The sequence below is a fragment of the Noviherbaspirillum malthae genome (assembly GCF_015352985.1).
In the GTDB taxonomy this organism is placed as follows: domain Bacteria; phylum Pseudomonadota; class Gammaproteobacteria; order Burkholderiales; family Burkholderiaceae_D; genus Noviherbaspirillum; species Noviherbaspirillum malthae.
Map to the genome: position 1 here is coordinate 1 of NZ_JACYXF010000012.1, position 19607 is coordinate 19607.

18 protein-coding genes are annotated in these 19607 nt (G+C 58.9%); 4 read left to right on the forward strand and 14 right to left on the reverse strand.

Annotation, left to right across the window (positions count from 1 at the left end; translation table 11 throughout):
- The coding region (locus IGW03_RS39260; protein WP_194723616.1) for a transposase at positions 1–384 on the reverse strand (384 nt) is incomplete at its 3' end.
- A gap of 327 nt (positions 385–711) precedes the next feature.
- Complete coding sequence (locus IGW03_RS16250) at positions 712–1422, reverse strand: right-handed parallel beta-helix repeat-containing protein (RefSeq protein WP_194723617.1); 711 nt, start codon at positions 1420–1422, stop codon at positions 712–714.
- An 814-nt stretch (positions 1423–2236) separates the two neighbouring features.
- On the opposite strand from IGW03_RS16250, the gene IGW03_RS16255 reads away from it, so the two are divergent.
- The gene (locus IGW03_RS16255; RefSeq protein ID WP_194723618.1) at positions 2237–2518 is read left to right on the forward strand and encodes a hypothetical protein; all 282 of its coding nucleotides are present in this window, start codon (positions 2237–2239) and stop codon (positions 2516–2518) included.
- A gap of 154 nt (positions 2519–2672) precedes the next feature.
- Here IGW03_RS16255 and IGW03_RS16260 read toward each other — a convergent pair whose 3' ends face one another.
- The 5 genes from IGW03_RS16260 to IGW03_RS16280 form a co-directional block, all read right to left on the reverse strand.
- Positions 2673–2972, reverse strand: coding sequence for a hypothetical protein (locus IGW03_RS16260; protein WP_194723619.1), 300 nt, complete (start codon positions 2970–2972; stop codon positions 2673–2675).
- A 422-nt stretch (positions 2973–3394) separates the two neighbouring features.
- Complete coding sequence (locus IGW03_RS16265) at positions 3395–4375, reverse strand: Bug family tripartite tricarboxylate transporter substrate binding protein (protein WP_194723620.1); 981 nt, start codon at positions 4373–4375, stop codon at positions 3395–3397.
- Positions 4376–4439: 64 nt separating this feature from the next.
- Positions 4440–6113 carry a dihydroxy-acid dehydratase gene (gene ilvD / locus IGW03_RS16270; protein WP_194723621.1) on the reverse strand — a complete coding sequence of 558 codons (1674 nt, stop codon included), beginning with the start codon at positions 6111–6113 and terminating at the stop codon, positions 4440–4442.
- Entirely contained in the window at positions 6110–7498 is a 1389-nt protein-coding gene (locus tag IGW03_RS16275) for an FAD-dependent oxidoreductase (RefSeq protein WP_194723622.1), read from the reverse strand. The genes ilvD and IGW03_RS16275 overlap by 4 nt, the downstream gene beginning before the upstream one ends.
- Before the next feature lie 113 nt (positions 7499–7611).
- Complete coding sequence (locus IGW03_RS16280; protein WP_228535620.1) at positions 7612–8643, reverse strand: LacI family DNA-binding transcriptional regulator; 1032 nt, start codon at positions 8641–8643, stop codon at positions 7612–7614.
- A 375-nt stretch (positions 8644–9018) separates the two neighbouring features.
- Here IGW03_RS16280 and IGW03_RS16285 point away from each other — a divergent pair, with 375 nt between their 5' ends.
- Positions 9019–9975 (forward strand): Bug family tripartite tricarboxylate transporter substrate binding protein, encoded by a 957-nt coding sequence (locus IGW03_RS16285; protein WP_194723624.1) that lies wholly within the window; start codon positions 9019–9021, stop codon positions 9973–9975.
- Positions 9976–10067: 92 nt separating this feature from the next.
- On the opposite strand, the gene IGW03_RS16290 is transcribed toward IGW03_RS16285, so the two are convergent.
- The gene (locus IGW03_RS16290) at positions 10068–10832 is read right to left on the reverse strand and encodes a FadR/GntR family transcriptional regulator (protein WP_194723625.1); all 765 of its coding nucleotides are present in this window, start codon (positions 10830–10832) and stop codon (positions 10068–10070) included.
- A gap of 242 nt (positions 10833–11074) precedes the next feature.
- Here IGW03_RS16290 and IGW03_RS16295 point away from each other — a divergent pair, with 242 nt between their 5' ends.
- Positions 11075–11944 (forward strand): TauD/TfdA dioxygenase family protein, encoded by an 870-nt coding sequence (locus tag IGW03_RS16295; protein WP_194723626.1) that lies wholly within the window; start codon positions 11075–11077, stop codon positions 11942–11944.
- A 155-nt stretch (positions 11945–12099) separates the two neighbouring features.
- Here IGW03_RS16295 and IGW03_RS16300 read toward each other — a convergent pair whose 3' ends face one another.
- Both IGW03_RS16300 and IGW03_RS16305 read right to left on the reverse strand, forming a co-directional pair.
- Positions 12100–13278: a M20 aminoacylase family protein gene (locus tag IGW03_RS16300; RefSeq protein ID WP_194723627.1), complete on the reverse strand. Its 1179-nt coding sequence runs from the start codon at positions 13276–13278 to the stop codon at positions 12100–12102.
- Positions 13279–13283: 5 nt separating this feature from the next.
- Positions 13284–14282 (reverse strand): Bug family tripartite tricarboxylate transporter substrate binding protein, encoded by a 999-nt coding sequence (locus tag IGW03_RS16305; protein ID WP_194723628.1) that lies wholly within the window; start codon positions 14280–14282, stop codon positions 13284–13286.
- A gap of 111 nt (positions 14283–14393) precedes the next feature.
- Here IGW03_RS16305 and IGW03_RS16310 point away from each other — a divergent pair, with 111 nt between their 5' ends.
- On the forward strand, positions 14394–15293 hold the full coding sequence (locus IGW03_RS16310; RefSeq protein WP_194723724.1) for a LysR family transcriptional regulator: 900 nt from the start codon (positions 14394–14396) through the stop codon (positions 15291–15293).
- A 30-nt stretch (positions 15294–15323) separates the two neighbouring features.
- Here the strand turns inward: IGW03_RS16310 and IGW03_RS16315 are convergent, their stop codons facing one another.
- The 4 genes from IGW03_RS16315 to IGW03_RS38080 are packed head-to-tail and all read right to left on the reverse strand — an operon-like array spanning position 15324 to position 19589.
- Positions 15324–15764, reverse strand: a complete 441-nt coding sequence (locus IGW03_RS16315; RefSeq protein ID WP_194723629.1) for an SRPBCC family protein — start codon at positions 15762–15764, stop codon at positions 15324–15326.
- Between the two features lie 6 nt (positions 15765–15770).
- Positions 15771–17510 carry a flotillin family protein gene (locus IGW03_RS16320; protein ID WP_194723630.1) on the reverse strand — a complete coding sequence of 580 codons (1740 nt, stop codon included), beginning with the start codon at positions 17508–17510 and terminating at the stop codon, positions 15771–15773.
- 13 nt (positions 17511–17523) lie between these two features.
- Positions 17524–18354: a phosphoenolpyruvate hydrolase family protein gene (locus IGW03_RS16325; RefSeq protein ID WP_194723631.1), complete on the reverse strand. Its 831-nt coding sequence runs from the start codon at positions 18352–18354 to the stop codon at positions 17524–17526.
- A gap of 8 nt (positions 18355–18362) precedes the next feature.
- The gene (locus tag IGW03_RS38080; protein ID WP_228535650.1) at positions 18363–19589 is read right to left on the reverse strand and encodes a Tm-1-like ATP-binding domain-containing protein; all 1227 of its coding nucleotides are present in this window, start codon (positions 19587–19589) and stop codon (positions 18363–18365) included.
- Positions 19590–19607: the final 18 nt, after the last annotated feature.

A 19607-nucleotide genomic window follows, 5' to 3' on the forward strand; every position in this document is an offset into this window, starting at 1 on the left:
TAGCTTAAGCAAGAACTCACAGCCGCTTGCGCCGATACGTTTGCGAAAGCGTGACATCTGGCTGGGATCGATAGGTAAGCGATACTGGAAATACTGTTCTCCGCAAAAGTACTGCCAGTATGGGTTCTCGGCCCAATGCATGACGACTTGTTCATCTGAGAGATTGAAGGCATGCTTAAGATAATGCAGGCCCACCATGAGGCGAATTGAAATGGCAGGTCGACCACGGCCCGGGACATACAAAGGACCGAACTGGGCGCTTGCCGCCTGCCAATCCATCTTGCCAGCCAAGGTAACCAATGCATGCCGAGGGTCAACCATGTTGGCCAGCTCACGGGGCGCAAGGGCTGGATCTTGCGCGGGAGGAATCTCTTTGGGGGCCATGAATTCACCAAAAAATCGTAGCGGCGTACCCTATTTCTGGTGAATCCAAAACCCCAAAGTTCCCCGCCAACCCGCACCAGTACTGGCTCGCATCAGTACTTCAGGCACGACTAGCTAATATCGTCCTGGGCGACTTTTGACATCATCGCTCGAATGTCTGGAATCACCCTGTCGCCACCTCGTATGATGATCACGTCCACGCAAGAGGCAATGCTGAAGGAGCGAGTTGGGGCTCCATCCTACCGCACCGCTTGGCATAGGGCAGAGACAGTGATTTTGGTAACCATACTGTATTTCACACGCGGTCTCACTGCTTCGTACTCAGCCCTACCGAAATAGGTTATTACTGCAAGCCATTGCGTTACACAAGTTGCCGCTGTGTGAAGTTGCATGGGCATCGACCTGTATGCCATTGTTATTGTTTCCACCGAAAGTACTATCGGCATAGGATGAATCGCCATACGCCTTGAAACCATATTGCCGATTCTCGCTGATGACGCTTTCCTTCAAGAGGATGTCGACGCCGGCAATACCATCTCCACCGTTGTGTTCAATGACGCTGTTGCGGATGAGACCGCCAAACATGACGATGCCGCCGCTTCCGTTACCGGACACGTGTACGCTTTCCAATTGGCTCGAATTGGATTTCAGATATATCCCGACGTTTCCCATTCCGTAGATGCCGCCGTTTTTAATGACAACTCTCTCCCGTCCCAAGGCGTGTATTCCATTGCCCGTTCCGACCAAGGAACAGGATACAGGCGGCTGTGTGCAGGAGCCGGTACCGTAAATCGAAAAGCCGTTCAGGTCGATTGTCACATCATCGGCGTTGATCTCGATGGCGGTCGTGTGTGCGTCAGTCACGACCAAGTCCTCGCTGAGTCGGTAGGTTCCCGGTTCATTGATGACCATTAAGAACTTGGCCTCCACGTCGCCCCCGACATCTCCACCTGCCAGTGCACTGGCCGGAATTGTCAATGCTGCACCTGCTACACGTATGGCAAGCACTTTCCACATTCGGTGGCACATCTGGTTCATTTTGATTTGCACCCAAGTGTGCGCAGTATGAGTTAGCTACTGTCAGGATAGTCCTTCGAATTTACGTCATCAAGCTTGTTTCCAGTAACGCCTTTAAGCAAGGCACGCATCCGTTCCCAGGGGCTACCTTCCCGAAATAATTTCATGCAAACCTTGCAGGTGGAGAACCTTTCCTAGCGTGCCAGCATACCTGCTGGTCTCAGTCACCTGCCATTGCAAGGGAGCAGGAGATTTCATGCCTTGGGGCTCGGCAAAGACAGCGGGCCCTGACCGCCATTTCGCTCCCTCTACAAAATGATTTCACCTTCAATATCTAACTACTGATGCTGCAGGACGCGGCTGATAAAACCGTCATTGCCCCCCTGTTGAATATATTGAGCGGCGATCCCATGGGATCGCCAGCAGTTTCAAAGGCAAGCGCAAGGGTGCACCTCGTGGAGGGAGGCGACCGTAACCCATGCGCTTCTAACTCTCAGGACCGCTGGACATTGTCTTCTTCGACGGGCTCGGCTTGAAATCGAAAACGTCTGCCTGATAGGGAACAAGCGGGTTTCTTGTCCGCAAGCACATTCGTAGCTAGACGTCTCTGCTCCGCCGCGCATCGCTTGAATTTTTCCATCACTTTGGATGAACCGTTTCGCCTTGGCGTGGCATATACCGTCATGACCGCATGGCATGCAAGTGCAACGGCGGTGCGGCGCTGTCTGAACCGACATGTATCTCTGATTTCGACGATGTGGAGCAAGCCCATGAAGACGACCCATAACAAGATGGCGATATCACCAGTGATCATCCTGCTCGCCCTGCTGGCTGGATGTGGCGGCGGAGGAGGAGACGATACGGCACCGGCACAGACGGCGGAGCCAGCGTCGACACCGACCGCCGGGACACCTACACCCACACCTGCCACGCCGACTACTTCTGCGCCGGAAGTGCCGCCTGCGCCACCTGCACCTGTCCCGCCTGCGGCAGCAGCACCTACACCTACACCTACACCTACACCTACACCTACACCTACACCTACACCTACACCAGCCCCTGCCTCGCCAGCCTCCCCGATGGCGCCGACGCCGAGCGTGGCATTCAGCCAGATTAGGGAGATCGTGGCTGCACGCTGCTTGCTGTGCCACTCGGCAACCAGTGGTACCAGAATCGGTTTCAACCAATCTGGACTGGCCTTTGACTCGCCGGCGCAGATCGGTGCGGCAGCGCCGTTGATGAACGCTGCAATCCAGGCGCGCCGCATGCCGTTAGGCAATGCGACGAATATGACAGACGCCGAACGTGCCACATTTAATCAATGGATCGTGGAGGGAGCGAGTATCAATCAATAGTGCCGCTACATCGATGCGCTCAGGACGATGTTGCTTAAGCCGTCCGCTATTATTCGATGCCAGGCCCTTGTACCCTGCATTGCCATCCGCGTTGTCGATCACCCGGATGGCGCGGATCATGTCGACCGCCAGCGACCGTGCAGTGATCCAGCCATCTTCCGGTGGCAAAGATGAGCCGGCTCGCTGCAGAGGCGGCACCTCCTGCCACGTTTCCAATGCCAGTATCCTGAGGTAAGAAATGGGGACTGAATGGATTCGAATTATTCAATCCGTATAGCGGGCCATCGGGTTGTGTCGAGGCATGCAAATTCGCTGTTGACAGTGCTAAGGCGTCGTTACTGAAGCATTGGCGGTCCTTCCGTGGGCATCGATTTCGACATCTTTCGCCCGCAAGTCGCTGATCAGCATCTAGTACCGTGCCGGCCATTTGCAACACCAGGCGGTTCAAAAGTGCCGGATTTGCCCAAGTAGACCACACGGAGGTGACCTCGCTTTCGGACATGAAAGCCCGACAGTCCACCGATTGGTTGCCCGCCATACGGCACGGTCGCCCCAGGTAAGCCGATTGGCGCAAGAAACAGTTTTTCAGGCAGACCGGCCTTTTCCATCATAATCGCCCGGCTGCCTTCTCCATATCTTCAGTTGACCGTCGCGCCGGATTCCTTGACGACTTTCGCCCACTTGCTAGTCTCGGACTTGATGTATTCGCCGAACTGCTCCGGCGTACTGGCAACCACGTCAGATCCGAGCGCTTGCATCTTCTGCTCGACATCCGGCATCTTCAGAATCTTCACAGTGCCTTCATGCAGCTTAGCGATGATTTCCTTCGGCGTGCCGGCCGGCGCCAAGATGCCGCCCCAGGAACTGGAGTCGAAGCCGGGAACGCCTGAATCCGCGATCGGCGTAACACCGGGCAGTACTGCGGATGGCTTTGCGGTTGCCATTCCTATTGGGCGCACCTTTCCAGACTTGATATGCGGCAGCGCGGCTGGCAAGGTGGCGAACATCATTGATACCTGACCGCCGATCACATCATTCATCGCCGGGCCGTCTCCCTTGTACGGCACATGCATGATGTCGATGCCCCCCATCGATTTGAGCAGTTCGCCGGTCAAGTGGTTTGAGGAACCGTTCCCGGCCGAAGCAAACGTGAGCTTGTTAGTCTTCGCATAAGAGATGAGCTCCTTCACATTCTTTACTGGCAGCGAGTTGTTGACCACCAATACGATAGGAACGGTTGTGGTCTGGGTCACCGGCGCAAAGCTCTTGACTACATCGTAGGAAAGCTTGTACATGCTGGCGCTAATTGCATTCGGACCGACATTTCCCATCAGGATGGTGTAGCCGTCAGCGGGAGCCCGAGCCACGAATTCCGAGGCAATGTTGCCGTTGGCGCCGGGTCGGTTTTCCACCACCACCGGCTGCCCCCAGATCTCCGTCATTTTCTGACCCAGCACGCGCGCCGTTACGTCGGACGCGCCGCCCGGAGGATAAGGCACGATGAAACGGATAGGCTTATCAGGAAAATTGGCAGCACTCTGCGCCAATGCCGAGGTTCCGAATCCAGCGACAGCCACAGTACAGCACAGTACGCTAAAAATTCTGGTGATGGTCTTCATCAGATGCTCCTTTCAACTCTTTATATATGGACTTCGAACAAGTACTTGGCACCACTGGTGCGAATCATGTCTTTGGTTTCAGCGTGCCTCCTTCGGAAAGCGGACGGACCATGTGCTGATAGATGCGCAGCCAGCCTTTCGGCTCGGACGGCAGGAACGGTTTCAAAGCAGCGCGCCGGCTGTCAATTTCCAGAGCCGGCAGTTCGATCTCGACCTTGCGGCTCTCGACATCGATCAGCACTTCGTCACCGTCGCGCAGGAGAGCGATCGGTCCGCCGTCGGCGGCTTCCGGCATCACCTGGCCGATCGTGAAACCACGGTTCAGTCCTGACAACTGGCCGTCGGTGATCACCGCGATTTCCTTGCCAAGGTCGGAGCCGTTGACGGCGGCTACAAACCAGGATGCTGAAGCGACACCAGGGCCGCCGCGTGCGCCGAGACCACGCAGCACGATCACTTCGCCGCCGCGGATCTCACCGTTCGAGAGTGCGCCCATCGCGGCCTCCTGTGTCTCGAAGACCCGGCACTTGCCACGGAAGGAAGATGCCTTGTCGCCGATTCCGAGCTTCATGATCGCCCCTTCGGGCGCCAGCGAGCCGTGCAGGATCACTACCGAAGGCCCGGGGCTGACCGGCTTTTCCAGTGATGTAATCACGGCTTCATCGAGTACTTTCGCATGCTGCAGATTGTCTTTCAGCGTCTTCCCGGTTGCGGTCAGCACACCGGTTGCGAGCAGCGGCTCGAGCCGCTTCATCACCGCATGCGCGCCGCCCGCAGCATCGAGTTCCTCAATCCGGCCCGGGCCGTTGGGCTTGATCGCGGACAGCAGGGGCACCTTGCCGTCCAGTTCCTCCACTAGCTTGTAAACATCGACCGGGATCTCGCCCTCCGCCGCCACGCCTTGCAGATGACGCAACATGTTGATCGAACCGCTGACGGCCAACCCGACCGTAATGGCATTTTTGAACGCAGCCGGCGTCATGATCTGATGCGGCCGCAAATCTTCATTCACCATCTCGACAATGCGGCGCCCCGCAGCGCGCGCGTACTCCTTCATCTTTTCGCTACGGGCCGCGACCGGCGCGCTGCCGGGCAAGGTCATCCCAATTGCCTCCGCCATAATATGCATCGTGTTCGCAGTACCCATCCCAGCACAGACGCCCGGCCCCTGTACCGCGACGTTGCACATGTCGGAGATATCCTTGATCGAGATCTTCTTCGACGCCAGTTCGCCTACCGACTCGAATACATCCTCGATATCAACCGGCTTGCCTTCGTGCCGGCCGCATCCCTGGTAACCGCCTATGACCAGGATCGAGGGAATATCAAGCCGTGCCGCCGCCATCATGTGCGCCGGAGCGGTCTTGTCGCAGCTGCTCAGGCAAACCATGCCGTCCAGTACCGCGCCTTCGACCGAGACTTCGATATCGTTGACCATCAGGTCGCGCGCCGGCATCAGGTAGCGGCCGCTGCGGCCGGCGCCGGTGATGAAGTCGCTGGGTGCGGTGGTCTTGATTTCGAACGGCACGCCGCCGGCATCCCGGATCGCCTGCTTGACGATGTTCGCCACCTCGTCGAGATGGCTGAAACAGATCGACAGTTCCGAAGACGTATTGATCACCGCGATCTTCGGCTTTTCCATGTCCGCTTCCGGAATGCCGAGTGCATGCCATTGCGCCTTGCGCAGTGCCCAGCGGGTAGTGCCAGGTTCGAAATTGGAACGGTATTTTTTCGTCATGACGTGCTTTCTGTTTGCAGTTGTTCGGCAGCGGCCTTGCCAGCCGCCGGGGAGAGAATTGCGCCCTGCTTCAGCAATTGCGATTGCAGCAAGGCGATGTCTATTGCATCGAGTGCCACCCCGGAATCACAGGCGAGCGCGGCGGCCGTTCCGGCGGCTTCGCCGAGCGCCATGCATACGGCCGCGACCCGCATCGATGCATGCGCATCGTGTGATGCCGATGAGCAGCGGCCGGCAACCAGCAGTCCGCTCGCGCCTGCCGGCAGCATCATCCGGTATGGCAGCTGGTAATAGGCACCGGGTTCCAGAAATACCCATTTCGTAGCGCGCCCGGCGCCGTGCTCCTCGACAGGCCAGGCGCTGCAGGCGACTGCATCGGCGAAGCGCGCCTGGCCGAGCACATCCTGCAGCGACAGAGAGTACCGGCCCTGTATGCGACGGCTCTCACGCACTCCGATGAAGGCGCCGATGTCGGCGATGTAGCAGTTTTCATAACCGGGAACAAAGTTGCGGAAAGCTTGCAGATACATCTTCAGCTGCCTGCGGCCTTCCAGTTCCGCCTCGGTCAGTTCTGCGGTATCGAGCGGATCGGGGGCGCGATCGTCCTTGACGACGCGAGTGATGTTCATGTGCATCGAATTCGGCTGCGTGCTGAAGGCGCCGCCTGCAGTGCGGGGCAGATTGAGCCCGCTGGCAACCGCCTTTTCCAGATGGCTGCGCAGTTCGTCCCGCGAAATCCGGGTTGCCCGCGCCACATCGACGCCGCCGAAACGGAACATGGTGGTCGGCGCCTGGATCACCGCGGGGTCATGCTCGAACGGTACTCCGGCAAGCGCCGCAATATCTGCGTCGCCGGTGCAGTCGATGACAACGTCAGCCATACAGGCCCAGCGTCCGTCACGCCCCTCGAAGATCACGCCGCGCACACGGTCGTCCTGCTTGTGTACCGCAACTGCAGTGCAATGGAATGCAAGCTGCACCCCGGCTTCCGTCACGATTTCATCGCACGCTATCTTCATCGCCGACGGGTCATAGGGCATGGAGGCCGTCTTCAGCCAGCGCATCGGCTCGCTCGGCCCGCCCATCTGCTCCAGCCGGTCGATCAGCTCCTGCGCAAAACCGCCGACCACCGGCGTCACCTGCTCGCCGTCGACGGTATACATTCCGCAAATGCTGCCCAGCGTGACCATGGTGATGGTCCCGCCGAGAAAACCGTTGCGCTCGACCATCAACACCTTTCTGCCCAACCTGGCTGCTGCGGTCGCTGCCGCAATGCCTGCAGAGCCGCCGCCGACAACAAGGACTTCGACGACATGCCGAATCGGCACTTTCCGTGACGGCTCTTCCAGGTTGCCGGCTTCAATGTCTTTCGTTGTTAATGCCATGGATGACTCCTGCCTCGTTTGCAATTTTTTGGGCAAAGCGACCCCGTTGCGCCGGCTATCAGCGGCGGTCTGCGTCGCGTAAACTAGTTCTTTTCTTCCTGCGTTTGCCTGGCTCAGCCGCTGGCTGCGTACCGCGCGGTCGAACTGCGGATCACGAGGTCGTTCGGAAGGCAGACGTGCTGCCAGCCGTCGCCGATGCCACGCATCCGCTGCAGCAGCAGTTTGATCGCTGTCTCCGCCATCAATGCGAGCGGCTGGCGAATCGTGGTCAACTCGAAGCTGTGCCAGGACGCCATTTCGATATCGTCGTAGCCGACGATCCAGAGATCGGCCGGCACCTCGATGCCCCTGGCGCGTGCGGCATCCCTGGCACCCAGGGCGATTACATCATTCACGCAAAAGATTGCGTCCGGATAGTCGGCGAGATCGAGCAGGCGCGATGCGGCATCGAATCCGGTCTTGTACGAAAAAACATCGACTGCGACGCAGTGCATGCTGTCGATCGGGTTGCCGAGCGCTTCCAGCCTCCGGCGGAACCCGACTTCCCGATCGCGTATGGTGCTGGCATCGTCCGGGCCGGTGATCAGGCCGATGCGTCGCCGTCCGGATCTGAAGAGATATTCCGCGACTTTGCGGCCGCCGCCAAGGTTGTCGCTGGAAACCTGATCGCATGGCCATCCATCGACCACCCGGTTGATCAGCACAACCGGCGCGTTCAGCCGCAGCGCTTCGTACAAGGGGGTTGAATCGGCGGTTGCGGTGGTCATGATGACGCCATCCACGCGGCTTTCGTGAATCGCATCCATTGCCGCCTTCTCATCGAGTTCGTCGGAATTCCAGACCACCATCCTGAAACCGGCCTCGTTCAGGCTTTTTCCGAGAATCTGCAGCAGTTCGGGATACAGCGGGTTCGCGAGCCGGGAGACGACCACGCCGATGTTCCCGGTCTGGCTGGTGCGCATCGCGCGCGCCATTGCATTCGGGCGGTACCCAAGTTCTCGCACGGCGGCAATCACCCTTTCACGGGCTTCCTTGCCAACCTTTGTGTTTCCCGTGAGGACACGCGATACCGTGGATTGCGACACCCGTGCACGGCGCGCGATATCGTGGCTCGTGACAGGGCTGCCTTTCGAATACGTATGCAAGCTTGTCTCCAACATGCGTTCACTTGACGAGACGATTAAAGCATGAATACGTATTCATGCCAACCTGATTGGAAAATCTTTAATTTCTTAAATGCAAGCTACTTCTACGTCGAGCCTCTGCCTGGGGCGACACCTTCTCTGCCGAATTCTGCGAACCGGCGTATCGTCGCTGATATCGGCAGTCGGGCCATGCGGTTCAGCCTTTATCCTGGCGCAAACACGTCTCTTATTTCCTTGACATTTGGCGTCTCCAGTCCCTAGAATCCACTCAAAATACTGGTCCTACCACTTATCTTACATATTCAAACGCATTACTCGCCAGAATATCGGCTGAATATGCAAAAGACCGACGCATAATCAAATCAGGAGACATGTATGCTATCGCGCGCTTCAGTCCTTGCTCTAGCCTTGGTGTTCGCAACTGCGGCTCATGCGGAATATCCGGATAAGCCAATCAAGATCATCGTTCCGTATCCGCCCGGCGGCTCGACCGATGTCATGACCAGGATCATTGGCCAAAAGCTGCAAGACCAGCTGAAACAACCGGTGATCGTGGAAAACCGCGGCGGCGCATCTGGCATTATCGGCAGCGAGGTGGTGGCAAAAAGCGCCCCCGACGGCTACACGCTGCTGATGACCGGAAGCGGTCCTCACACCATCAACGTGAGCCTGTTTCCGAAGCTTCCCTATCATCCGACCAAGGATTTCGCGCCGGTCATCCTGACTTCGATCCTGCCCCTGCTCATGGTGGTGCCGGCTTCCCAGCCCGGCGATATCAAGGAGTTCATCAAATGGGCGCAAGACAACAAGGACAAGGGAAATTACTGCTCCATCGGCCCGGCCACACCCTCGCATCTTGCCGGCGAACTGTTCAAGACCATGGCCAAAGTGGATCTGACGCACATTCCATACAAAGGCAGCGCTCCGGCGCTCATGGATGTTGCGGCAGGCACATGCAACGTCATGTTCGACAGCGCTTTGTCTTCAGGACCGCAGGTCAAATCGGGGAAATTGAAGCTGCTTGGGGTTGCAACGAAAGAGCGGCTCAAGTCCTGGCCGAACGCCCCGACGCTGGCCGAATCGGGGCTGCCCAATTATGAAGCGTACTCCTGGACAGCGCTGCTGGCCCCCGCGGGCACGCCCAAGCCGGTCATCGACCGCTTGCAGAACGAAGTCGCCAAGATACTGAAAATGCCGGACATCACCAGCAAGCTGGCCGCACAAGGGGCGGAGCCCGGTGGCGGAACATCCGAGGAGCTTGCCGCATTCACCGAGTCCGAAATCAAGAAATGGGGCAAGGTGATCAAGGACGGCAATATCAAGATCGACTGATATCGTCACGTAACAAGGCAGGCAGTGAATCGGCAGCGCGGCAATTCTGGGCCCGGCCGTTCACTGCATGCGGAAGCAAAAGATTTAGCCGCTCATTCGTCCGGCTTGCCGCGCCCTGAGGCATTGCCGGGCTGCGCCGCCTTCGCGCTGAAGATTTTCTCCCATACCTTCGCGCCCTCCTTGAGGTGCTGCTTCATTACTGCAACGGCTTCCGCGGCGTCTTTTGCCTCGATCGCCTCGTACATCCTGCGATGATGCAGGTGCGAGCGCTGGCTGCGTTCGCCGTCGGAGAAGTAGACCATCCGGCGCGAACGCGACATGAGGTAAAAAACCTTGAGCATGCGACTGAGCACCGAATTCTTGGTCGCCGCGGCGATGGCCATGTGAAAAGCCTCGTCCTGCTCGTTGATCGACAAGCCCTCCGCGCTCCGTTGCTCGGCCTGCTTCAGTATCTGCTGCAGCTTTTCAAGGTCCGCATCGGTTCGACGCCGGCAGGCCAGGCGTATGGCCTGCAGTTCAAGTATGGAGCGCACTTCCATGGCCTGAAAGATGTCATCGACATTTCCCGGGAGCCCCAAGTCGGCCTGCAGCACAAGCAGGTCCACGCTGCTTTCAGTGCGGATATCCTTCACGTAGACACCGGAATTGGGACGGCGCTCGATGACGCGCATCGAATCCAGCACGGAAAGCGCTTCGCGGATCGTGTTGCGGGTCACGCTGAAGCGCTCCGACAGATCGCGCTCGGAAGGCAGACGGTCACCCGCTTCCAGACGGTTTTCCCGGATCAGCGAAAGAATGCCGGAAACAGCGAAATCGATATTGTCGGTTTTCTGGGTTTCCCCTGCCTGTTCTTTCATGGGTGTCTTCATGCCTCTTGTCGCGATAAGCGCCCAGACCAGTGCCGGAAGCCAGCGCGATTATATCGAATTACCCTCTATTTCCTTGAACGAAGGATAGAGCGCCGCGAGCAGAAGATTGATGTCGCACAAAACCGGTTCCTCGGGCCGTCGAACCGGCCCGCAGCGAATTGACGCCAGGGAGTGGCGATGCTATATTGGCCCCACCAATCTGGTAGTACCAATTAGAAGGAAAATGAGACATGAACTTATCATTCCGGCAGCTCCACCCTAAATTCGTCGCAGAGGTAAGCGAGATCGATCTCAAGGAGGCGCGCGATCAATCGGTTCTTGACGAAATACGCGCAGGCATGGACAAGTATGCCGTTCTGGTATTTCGCAACCAGCAGCTCACGAACGAGGAACAGCTGGAATTCTCGCAGCGCTTCGACGGCAAACTGCATACGCAAACCTCGCTGTCAGTGCTGACCAAGAACCGCCACGGCAATGAAGCGCTCTCAGATATCGCCAACGTCAATGAAAAGGGCGAACTCATGGCCAAGGATGATCGCCGGCGCATGAATAATCTTGGCAACCGTCTCTGGCATACCGATGCTTCATTCGTGGATCCGGCCGGCCGTTATTCCCTCCTGCTCGGCAAAGTGATACCGCCGGTACGCGCAGACACCGAGTTCGCCGACATGCGGGCCGCCTACGACGCGCTTGACGACGAACTCAAGGCCACCATTGAAGATTTGCATGTGCACCATTCCATCGTGTACTCGCGCCAGGTGCTTGGCTTCGAATTCACCCAGGAAGAGCAGGACAAGCTCAAGGGAGCCGTGCATCCGCTCGTGCGTACCATCCCCGGATCGAAGCGGCGGGCGCTGTATCTCGCTTCGCATGCTTCGCGCGTGGTCGAGTGGCCGGTGCCGGAAGGAAGGGCGTTGCTGCGCGACTTGACCGAGCACGCGACCCAGCCGGAATTTGTCTACCAGCACGAGTGGCGGACCGGCGATCTGGTCATCTGGGACAATCGCGCCACCATGCATCGCGGCCGTCCGTTCGACGATGCCAAGCATCGCCGCGAACTCACGCGTACGACAACGCTCGATATCGCTTTAGCGTCCTGAGCAAGCTGCCGCGGAGCCGACGCCCTGCGGCAACTAGTCGGGAACACCGCCGCACATGCAACCGATATGCATGGCGGCATGCGTAACGCTCGTTTTTCATGCGTTCACTGGATCACTGGATATGATGTCTTCTCGAACGAAGACATTATTTGCTCTTACTGCAAGAAACGTTCAGCTAACGAACTCCAGTAAGCACTGCCTATCGCGATATTGTCGTCGTTAAAGTCATAATTCGGGTTGTGCACCATGCAAGCACCATGACCACCGGTTGTCCGATCTCCATTCCCGATAAGCAGGTAACTTCCAGGCACCTTTTCCAGCATGAAGGCGAAGTCTTCGCTGCCAGTTAATGGCTCAGTCTGGGAAACCACCTGTTGTTCTCCAAACAGTTCGCGTGCGACGGCGCGCGCAATTTCGGTCTCGGCCAGGGAATTGACAAGCACCGGATAGCCGCCGTGGAAGTCAATACGGGCTTGTACGCCGTAGCTGGTTGCCTGGGCGTTCACCAGCTCCTCAATACGGCGTTTTACCATTTGGTTTACATCACGATCAAGCGTACGCACGCTCAAGCGCAAGGTCGCCGTCTGCGGAATTACATTATTGGCTTGCCCGGCGTGCAAGGCTCCCACAGTAATGACGGCCATTTGCAAGGGCGGTACATTGCGCGAGACGATGGTTTGCAGCCCGAGCACGATGGCTGCGCTGGCGACTACCGGGTCTGCTGCATGATGAGGCATCGCACCATGGCCGCCGACGCCTTCCAGCGTAATGGTAATGTTTTCACTCGACGCCATTGTGGCACCGTCGCGCAACAGGATCTGCCCGACCGGAAAACCCGGCATGTTGTGCAGCGCGAAGATCGCATCGCAGGGAAAGCGCTCGAACAGCCCGTCGTCCATCATTTTCTTGGCACCGCCCAACCCTTCTTCCGCAGGCTGAAAGATCAGGTTCAGAGTGCCGTTGAAACGGCCGTGCTTAGCCAGATATTTTGCAGCTGCAAGCAGGATGGCTGTATGGCCGTCATGTCCGCATGCATGCATGACGCCGGCATGGCAACTGGCGTGCGGCAATCCGGTCGTTTCATGAATCGGCAACGCATCCATATCGGCGCGCAAGCCGAGGGATTTGCTGCCGCTGCCACGCCTTAATTGCCCGACGACACCCGTGCCGCCCAAACCGCAAGTCACCTCATATCCCCATTCGCGCAAGCGTTGCGCAACCAGTTCGCTGGTGCGCGTTTCCTCGAAGCCAAGCTCCGGATGACGATGGATGTCGCGACGCAGCGCCACAAATTCCCTGGACTGTTCCAGGAGTCGATTCTGCAACTCCGTCATGATGCTTACTCGGGCTGGAGGTTAATGGACTTTGCGATGGCGCGGAATTGCCCTATCCCATCCGCATAGGCTTTTCCCACAGCGGCCAGGGGAAGCGGCTTGGGCAGCAGCTGGCTGTTATCTTCCAGTTTCCCGCGTACGGCCGGATCGGTCAGCGTCTCGGTGATTGCCTTATGCAAGGCATTCACGATCGGTTCGGGGGTATCTTTCTTGACGAAATAGCCGGTCCAGATGTTGAAGGTAAAGTTCTTCAGGCCCTTGCTCTCGCTGATCGCCGGATAGTCCTTCACCCCGTCAAGACGCTCGCTGTTTAGCATGGCCAGTATCTTCAGCTTGCCTTGTTTATGCATGCTGTCGTACTTCTTGCCATAGGGAGCCAGGAATATATCTACCTGGCTGCCCATCAAATCCTGCTCCGCCGGCGCGGCGCCCTTGTAAGGGACATGCAGCATCGGGATATGGGTAAGCTTGGACATGTGCTCTCCCAGCAGGTGGTAGAACGAACCAGGGCCTACGCTGGCAAAAGTGATCGGCTTGCCTTCCTTGGCCATTTTTTGCGCATATTCGAGAAACCCGTCCACGTCGTTGACGGGAAGATCTTTCCGCGCGAGAAACGCAATTTGCGCTGTCGCGATCATTTGCACCAGACGGAATTCTTCGCTCTTGAACTTGATGGCCGAGTTGGCAAGCGGTGCAAGGATCAGTTCGTTGGGCGACCCTTGAAAAATGATATGGCCGTCAGCCGGAGCGTTCAGCGCTCGCTGCGCCGCCACGGATCCGCTGCCGCCCCCGAGATTTTCCACAATCACCGGTTGCCCAAGCTGCTTGGCAAGTACTGGGTTAACCGTGCGGGCGATCAAGTCTGACAGGCCTCCGGCAGGATAAGGCACCAGTAGCGTCACCGGCTTGCTTGGATACTGTTGAGCTAAAGCTGCACCAGTCAAAGCCAGGCTCGCCGTCATAGCAATCAAGGTGCGTTGCAACAAATGTTTCAGCATGATCATGTCTCCGTCCTTTTATTGTGGAAAACCGCCAGTGAAACTATGCTACGACTACTGTTTTCAATGTGTCCAATGTATTATTTTTCTTATTATCATTCGTTTTCCGAATGGATCATGAACATCAAGCACCTTGAACACTTGTTGGCGGTGGCGGACACGAAATCCTTCAGTCGCGCGGCGGAGAGCCTTTTCATCACACAATCGGCATTGAGCCGAAGCATCCAGGCGTTGGAGGACGAACTCGGTAGCCGCCTGTTCGACCGCATCGGCAAGCGCAATGAACTCACTCCATTGGGACAGGACGTGGTCATACGCGCCCGCCAGATTGTGCAGGACGCTTGTGAATTGCGGCGCAGCGTTCAATTATTCCAGCAAGGCAGCGGTGGTGAAATTCGCGTTGGATTGGGTTCAGGACCGGGCGCCCTGCTGATGACTCCCCTGCTGCATCATATTGCCGAGCACCATCCTGAGGTACGCGTCAGCATTACGCGCGGGACGACCGAACTTCAGCTGGGACAACTACGGGCGCGTCAGCTCGAAGCATTAGTGGTTGATGCTCGCCGGGTCATACCGGCTCCTGACCTGTTGATCGAACAGGTAGCGGAATTGCGGGCATGCTTCATATGCCGAGCCGATCATCCGTTGGCCAAGTCTCCGTCGGTAACAATCTCACAAGTATTGAATTATCCAGTGGCATCCACGCCTTTGTCGGACGAGGTTGCCCGCATCATGGTGAATCACTATGGGGCCGAAGCTGACCCGGCTCAAATGACCACATTGCAGTGTGAAGACGTGGGAAGTCTGATCGACACCGTCGAGCATTCCAAGGCAGTGTTTCTCGGCGTGGCTGCAGCGGCGCGTGACGGTTTGCAAGCGGGACGGCTGGTTGAGTTGCGCATGACGCCGAAGCTGGAAGCGACTGCTCGCTATGCCTACGTCACTTTGGTTGGTCGTTCCGAGGCCCCGGTGATGACACTGTTCCGCCAGTTCGTAGCGGAACGGCTACAGGAGTAACACTGGCTTGCAACCCGCTCCAAGGGAGCATCAGCGCCCGACAACCATATTCTTGAGCGAATCGAACGCAGCCTGAAACACGCCCTTCCCGATCGACTCGGCAAGTTCCTTCTCACGCTCCCTGGCGCAGTCGAATTCCGCCGACCATTCAGCGAAGGTGCGATTGCCGTCGGTGACAGGAGTCAGCTTCAGCGTCGCCACATAATTGTCGACGCCCATCGGGCTCTCAAGTATCGAATAGACGCAGGTGAACTCGTAATCCGATAGAGAGAGCAACTGTTCGCGTATCGTACCGCCCGATCGAAGCCGGAAGTTGCGGACGCAGCCGATCCTGTCGGAGGGAAGATTGCCCTCGATCCGGCTCTCGGCAACAAACGGTGTCCACTGCGGCAGGCCATTGAAGTCACGCAGTTTTCCCCATACCTGATCGGCCGGAGCATCGATAACGCTGCTGGTATATACACGTATCATGAGGCTCTACTCCGACGACGTGCCATCTTTACGCTCCGCCGCGGTAGTTGCAGCCGATGTCGTGGCGGCTGGCACCGCCGCAGGCAATGCCGCTGCGGCAGCGCGGGTCAGGTCCTTGGCATCCAGTCCGATTTCACGCAGCAGCTGATCAACGATGGGGGCCTGCGCGCGGTAACGCAATGCGGAGCTCACCACGCCGTCCGCCAGTCCAGCGCCCTGTCCGTGATCGCCTCCGCCGCCACCGCTGCCATTGCCACCAGCGCCGCCGAAACCGTCGAGCTGCAGGATCTTGATGCTTTCAATGCGCTCCATCGGCTTGACCGATTCTCGGATGATGGCATCCATTCTCTCGACGACTTTCATGCGCAGCGCCGAGGTACGGGCGTCTGCCGACAGCACGTTGGAGGCCTCGTTCATCTGACGCAGGCCTTCCGCTTCGATTTCCTGCCGAATACGGGTTGCCATGGCACGGATTTTCTCAGCCTCGGCCTCAGCCTCGGCATGGGCACGAATCGCTTCGCCACGGTCGGCGGAAGCAAGCTTTTCCGCCTCGGCTGCCAAACGCTTGCCGAGGGCTTCACGTTCAGCGGCCTGGCTGGCGGCGATCAGCTCGATCTGTTTTCGGCGCTCGGCAATTTCCACTTCACGCGCCGAGAATACCCTTTCCTCCGCAGATACTGCCTCTGCCCGGGCAGCATCGGCTGCGGCCTGTGCCTCGGACTGCGCCTTCGACTGCTGGGCCACGGCGATGGCGCGCTGCTGCTCGGCCAGCTCCAGCGCCTGGCGGCGCTCGATGTTGGCAGCCTGGATCTCGCGCTCCTTCATGATGCGTTCGGCCTCGATCAGCTTCTCGGAACGCACGCGCGCCTGCTCGATCGCCTCTCGCGAAGCAATCTGGGCACGCTCGGCCTGATGATCGGTCTCCGCACGTTCCCGCGCCAGTTCGGCACGCTGCTGGGCGCGGGCAATCTCGACCTCCCGTTCCTGAGACAGGCGCGCATACTCGGCCTCCCGGTCGATCGACAGCGACAGCTTCTCGGCTTCCAGGTTCTTGGTGCGAATGGAGATCAGTGTGTCCTGCTCGATGTCGTTGCGCTGCTTCTTGCGGCGCTCGATCTGCTCGGTCAGCCTTGTCAGGCCTTCGGCGTCGAACTGGTTGGAGGGATTGAAATACTCCATCGAGGTCTGGTCGAGCTGCGTCAGGGATGCCGCTTCCAGTTCCAGTCCATTCTTCGTCAGGTCGTCGGCAACGATGGCGCGCACGCGTTTGACGTACTCGCCGCGCTTCTCATGCATCTCCTCGATGGTCATTTCGGCGGCGGCGGTGCGAAGCGCATCCACGAACTTGCCTTCGACCAGTTCCTTGAGCTGCTCCGGCTCCATGCTGCGCTGGCCGAGCGTTTGGGCAGCGATGGCCACCGCCGATGCATTCGCAGCCACGCGGACATAGAACTCGGCGATGACATCCACCCGCATGCGGTCCTTGGTGATCAGCGCCTTGTCGCGGCCGCGCTGAACTTCCAGCCGCAGGGTGTTCATGTTGACCGGAATGACATCATGCACGATCGGCAGCACGAACGCACCGCCGTTGAGCACCACTTTCTCGCCGCCCAATCCGGTGCGCACGAAGGCGCGCTCCTTGGACGAGCGCAGGTACAGCCAGTGAAGCAGCCAGAATGCCACCGCAACAACAATGGCCGCCGTGACGAGGCCCAGCATGAATACTCCGAAATCAGCACCGCTCATGGTCATACTCCTCTTAATACTTGATGTTCTTGAATTCGCGCGTACGTTCAGTCAACGCAATCTCGACCGGCAGGCGCTCCATGCTGGAAGCGCCGTAGAACCCGTTGCATTCGCGGCATTCGCCAAGGATGAATTGCGCATCGGCCGGCGTCGCGATCGGCCCGCCATGGCACAGCACGATCACGTCAGGATTGACGCGCCGCGCCGCGGCAGCCCACGCCTGTATTCGGGGAACGCACTCGGCCAGGCCTAGCGCCGTTTCCGCACCGATCGCACCGCCGGTGGTGAGGCCGAGATGGCAGACCACGATGTCGGCACCGGCGCGGGCCATGTCGGCTGCATTGCCCTCGCTGAATACGTAAGGCGTGGTCAGCAGGTCGAGTTCCCGGGCCTTGCGCACCAGATCGACTTCCAAGCCGTAACCCATGCCGGTTTCCTCAAGATTTGCCCGGAAGCTGCCGTCGATGAGCCCGACGGTCGGAAAGTTCTGGATGCCGGAAAATCCGAGATCGATCAGGCTGCGCAGGAATGGCTCCGGAATCATGAACGGGTCCGTGCCGTTGACACCGGCCAGTACCGGCGTGTGCCTGACCACCGGCAAGACTTCATGCGCCATTTCCACCACGATCTCATTGGCATTGCCGTAGGCCAGAAGTCCGGCCAGCGAGCCGCGACCGGCCATGCGGTAGCGCCCGGAGTTATAGATCACGATCAGGTCGATGCCGCCGGCTTCCTCGCATCTTGCCGACAGTCCGGTGCCGGCGCCGCCGCCGACAATCGGTTCGCCGCGTTCGATCATTGCACGAAACCTGGCCAGGATCCGTTGCCGTTCGATTCTTGCCATATCCTCTCCTAGCGTGCCTGGCGCAGCGGTGCGCCGTGGTTGCCCGCAATCTCCAGCCACGCTTCGACCAGAGCCTGCGCGAATTGCGCATCGTTGATGTTGCAGGGCAGTTTGAGCAACTTGCGCTGCGGGCCGGGACGGAAGTTCTTCTCGATCGCCGCAAACAGCGCCCGGTCTGCCGACGGGTCATGGAAAGGCTGGCCCGGCGCATCCAGCATCGAAACGCCGCCTTCCGGAATCAGGAAGCGCACCGGCCCTTCCATGCGATTCAGTTTGGCCGCGATGAATTCACCGAAGCGGCGGTTTTCTTCAGGCAGTGTGCGCATCAGCGTCACGTTGTCGTTATGCCTGACCAGGGTGCGGCCGCGGAACCGGGCCGGCACGGTATCGATGCCGTGAAAGTTCACCATGTCGAGCGCCCCGCAGGAGCCGACATAGGGCAAGCGGCTCCGTATGATGGCGTCCATGCGCTGCTCGCCGGCCGAGAACACTCCGCCTACGAAGTGGTCGGCGATCTCGGTCGTGGTGATGTCGATGACTCCGTCGAGCAATCCGGATTCCGCCAGCTTTTCCATCGACTGGCCGCCGGCGCCGGTGGCATGGAACACCAGGCAGTCGAAGCGCTCCTCCAGCGCCCTCGTCACCGCCTGCACGCATGGCGTGGTGACGCCGAACATGGTCAGCCCAACCGCCGGTTTGGCATCGGATGCGAGCTGCACCGGGTGGGCGATCATGCCGGCCAGCGCATGCGCGGCGTTGCCGAGCACCTGTTCGCTGATGCGGTTCAAACCGGAGACATCGGTGACCGAGTAGATCATGCAAATATCGGTCTGCTCCACATACGGTTTGATGTCGCCGGATGCAACGGTCGACACCATTACTTTCGGCACGCCCACCTGTAATGCACGCATCGCAGGCGTGGCCAGCGCGGTGCCGCCGGAGCCGCCCGCGGAGATGATGCCGCCAAGGTCGCGCCGGGTAGGCAGAAAGGCCTTGAACGCTTCCGCCATTGCGCTGACCGCGGCACCGCGGTCGCCGCAGAACACTGCCTGCTCGCCTCCGGGATGAAAGCGCGCCACTTCGCGCGGGTGCACGCTGGCGGGAGACGGCGCGCCGCTGGTAGACAAATCCACTGTGACCGTGCGGATGCCCATGCGGTCGATGCAGCTGCGCAGGTAGAGCAGTTCGCGGCCCTTGGTGTCGAAGGTGCCGACGATATAGGCTGCGCGTTCCATGGTTGCTGCGACCGGGAA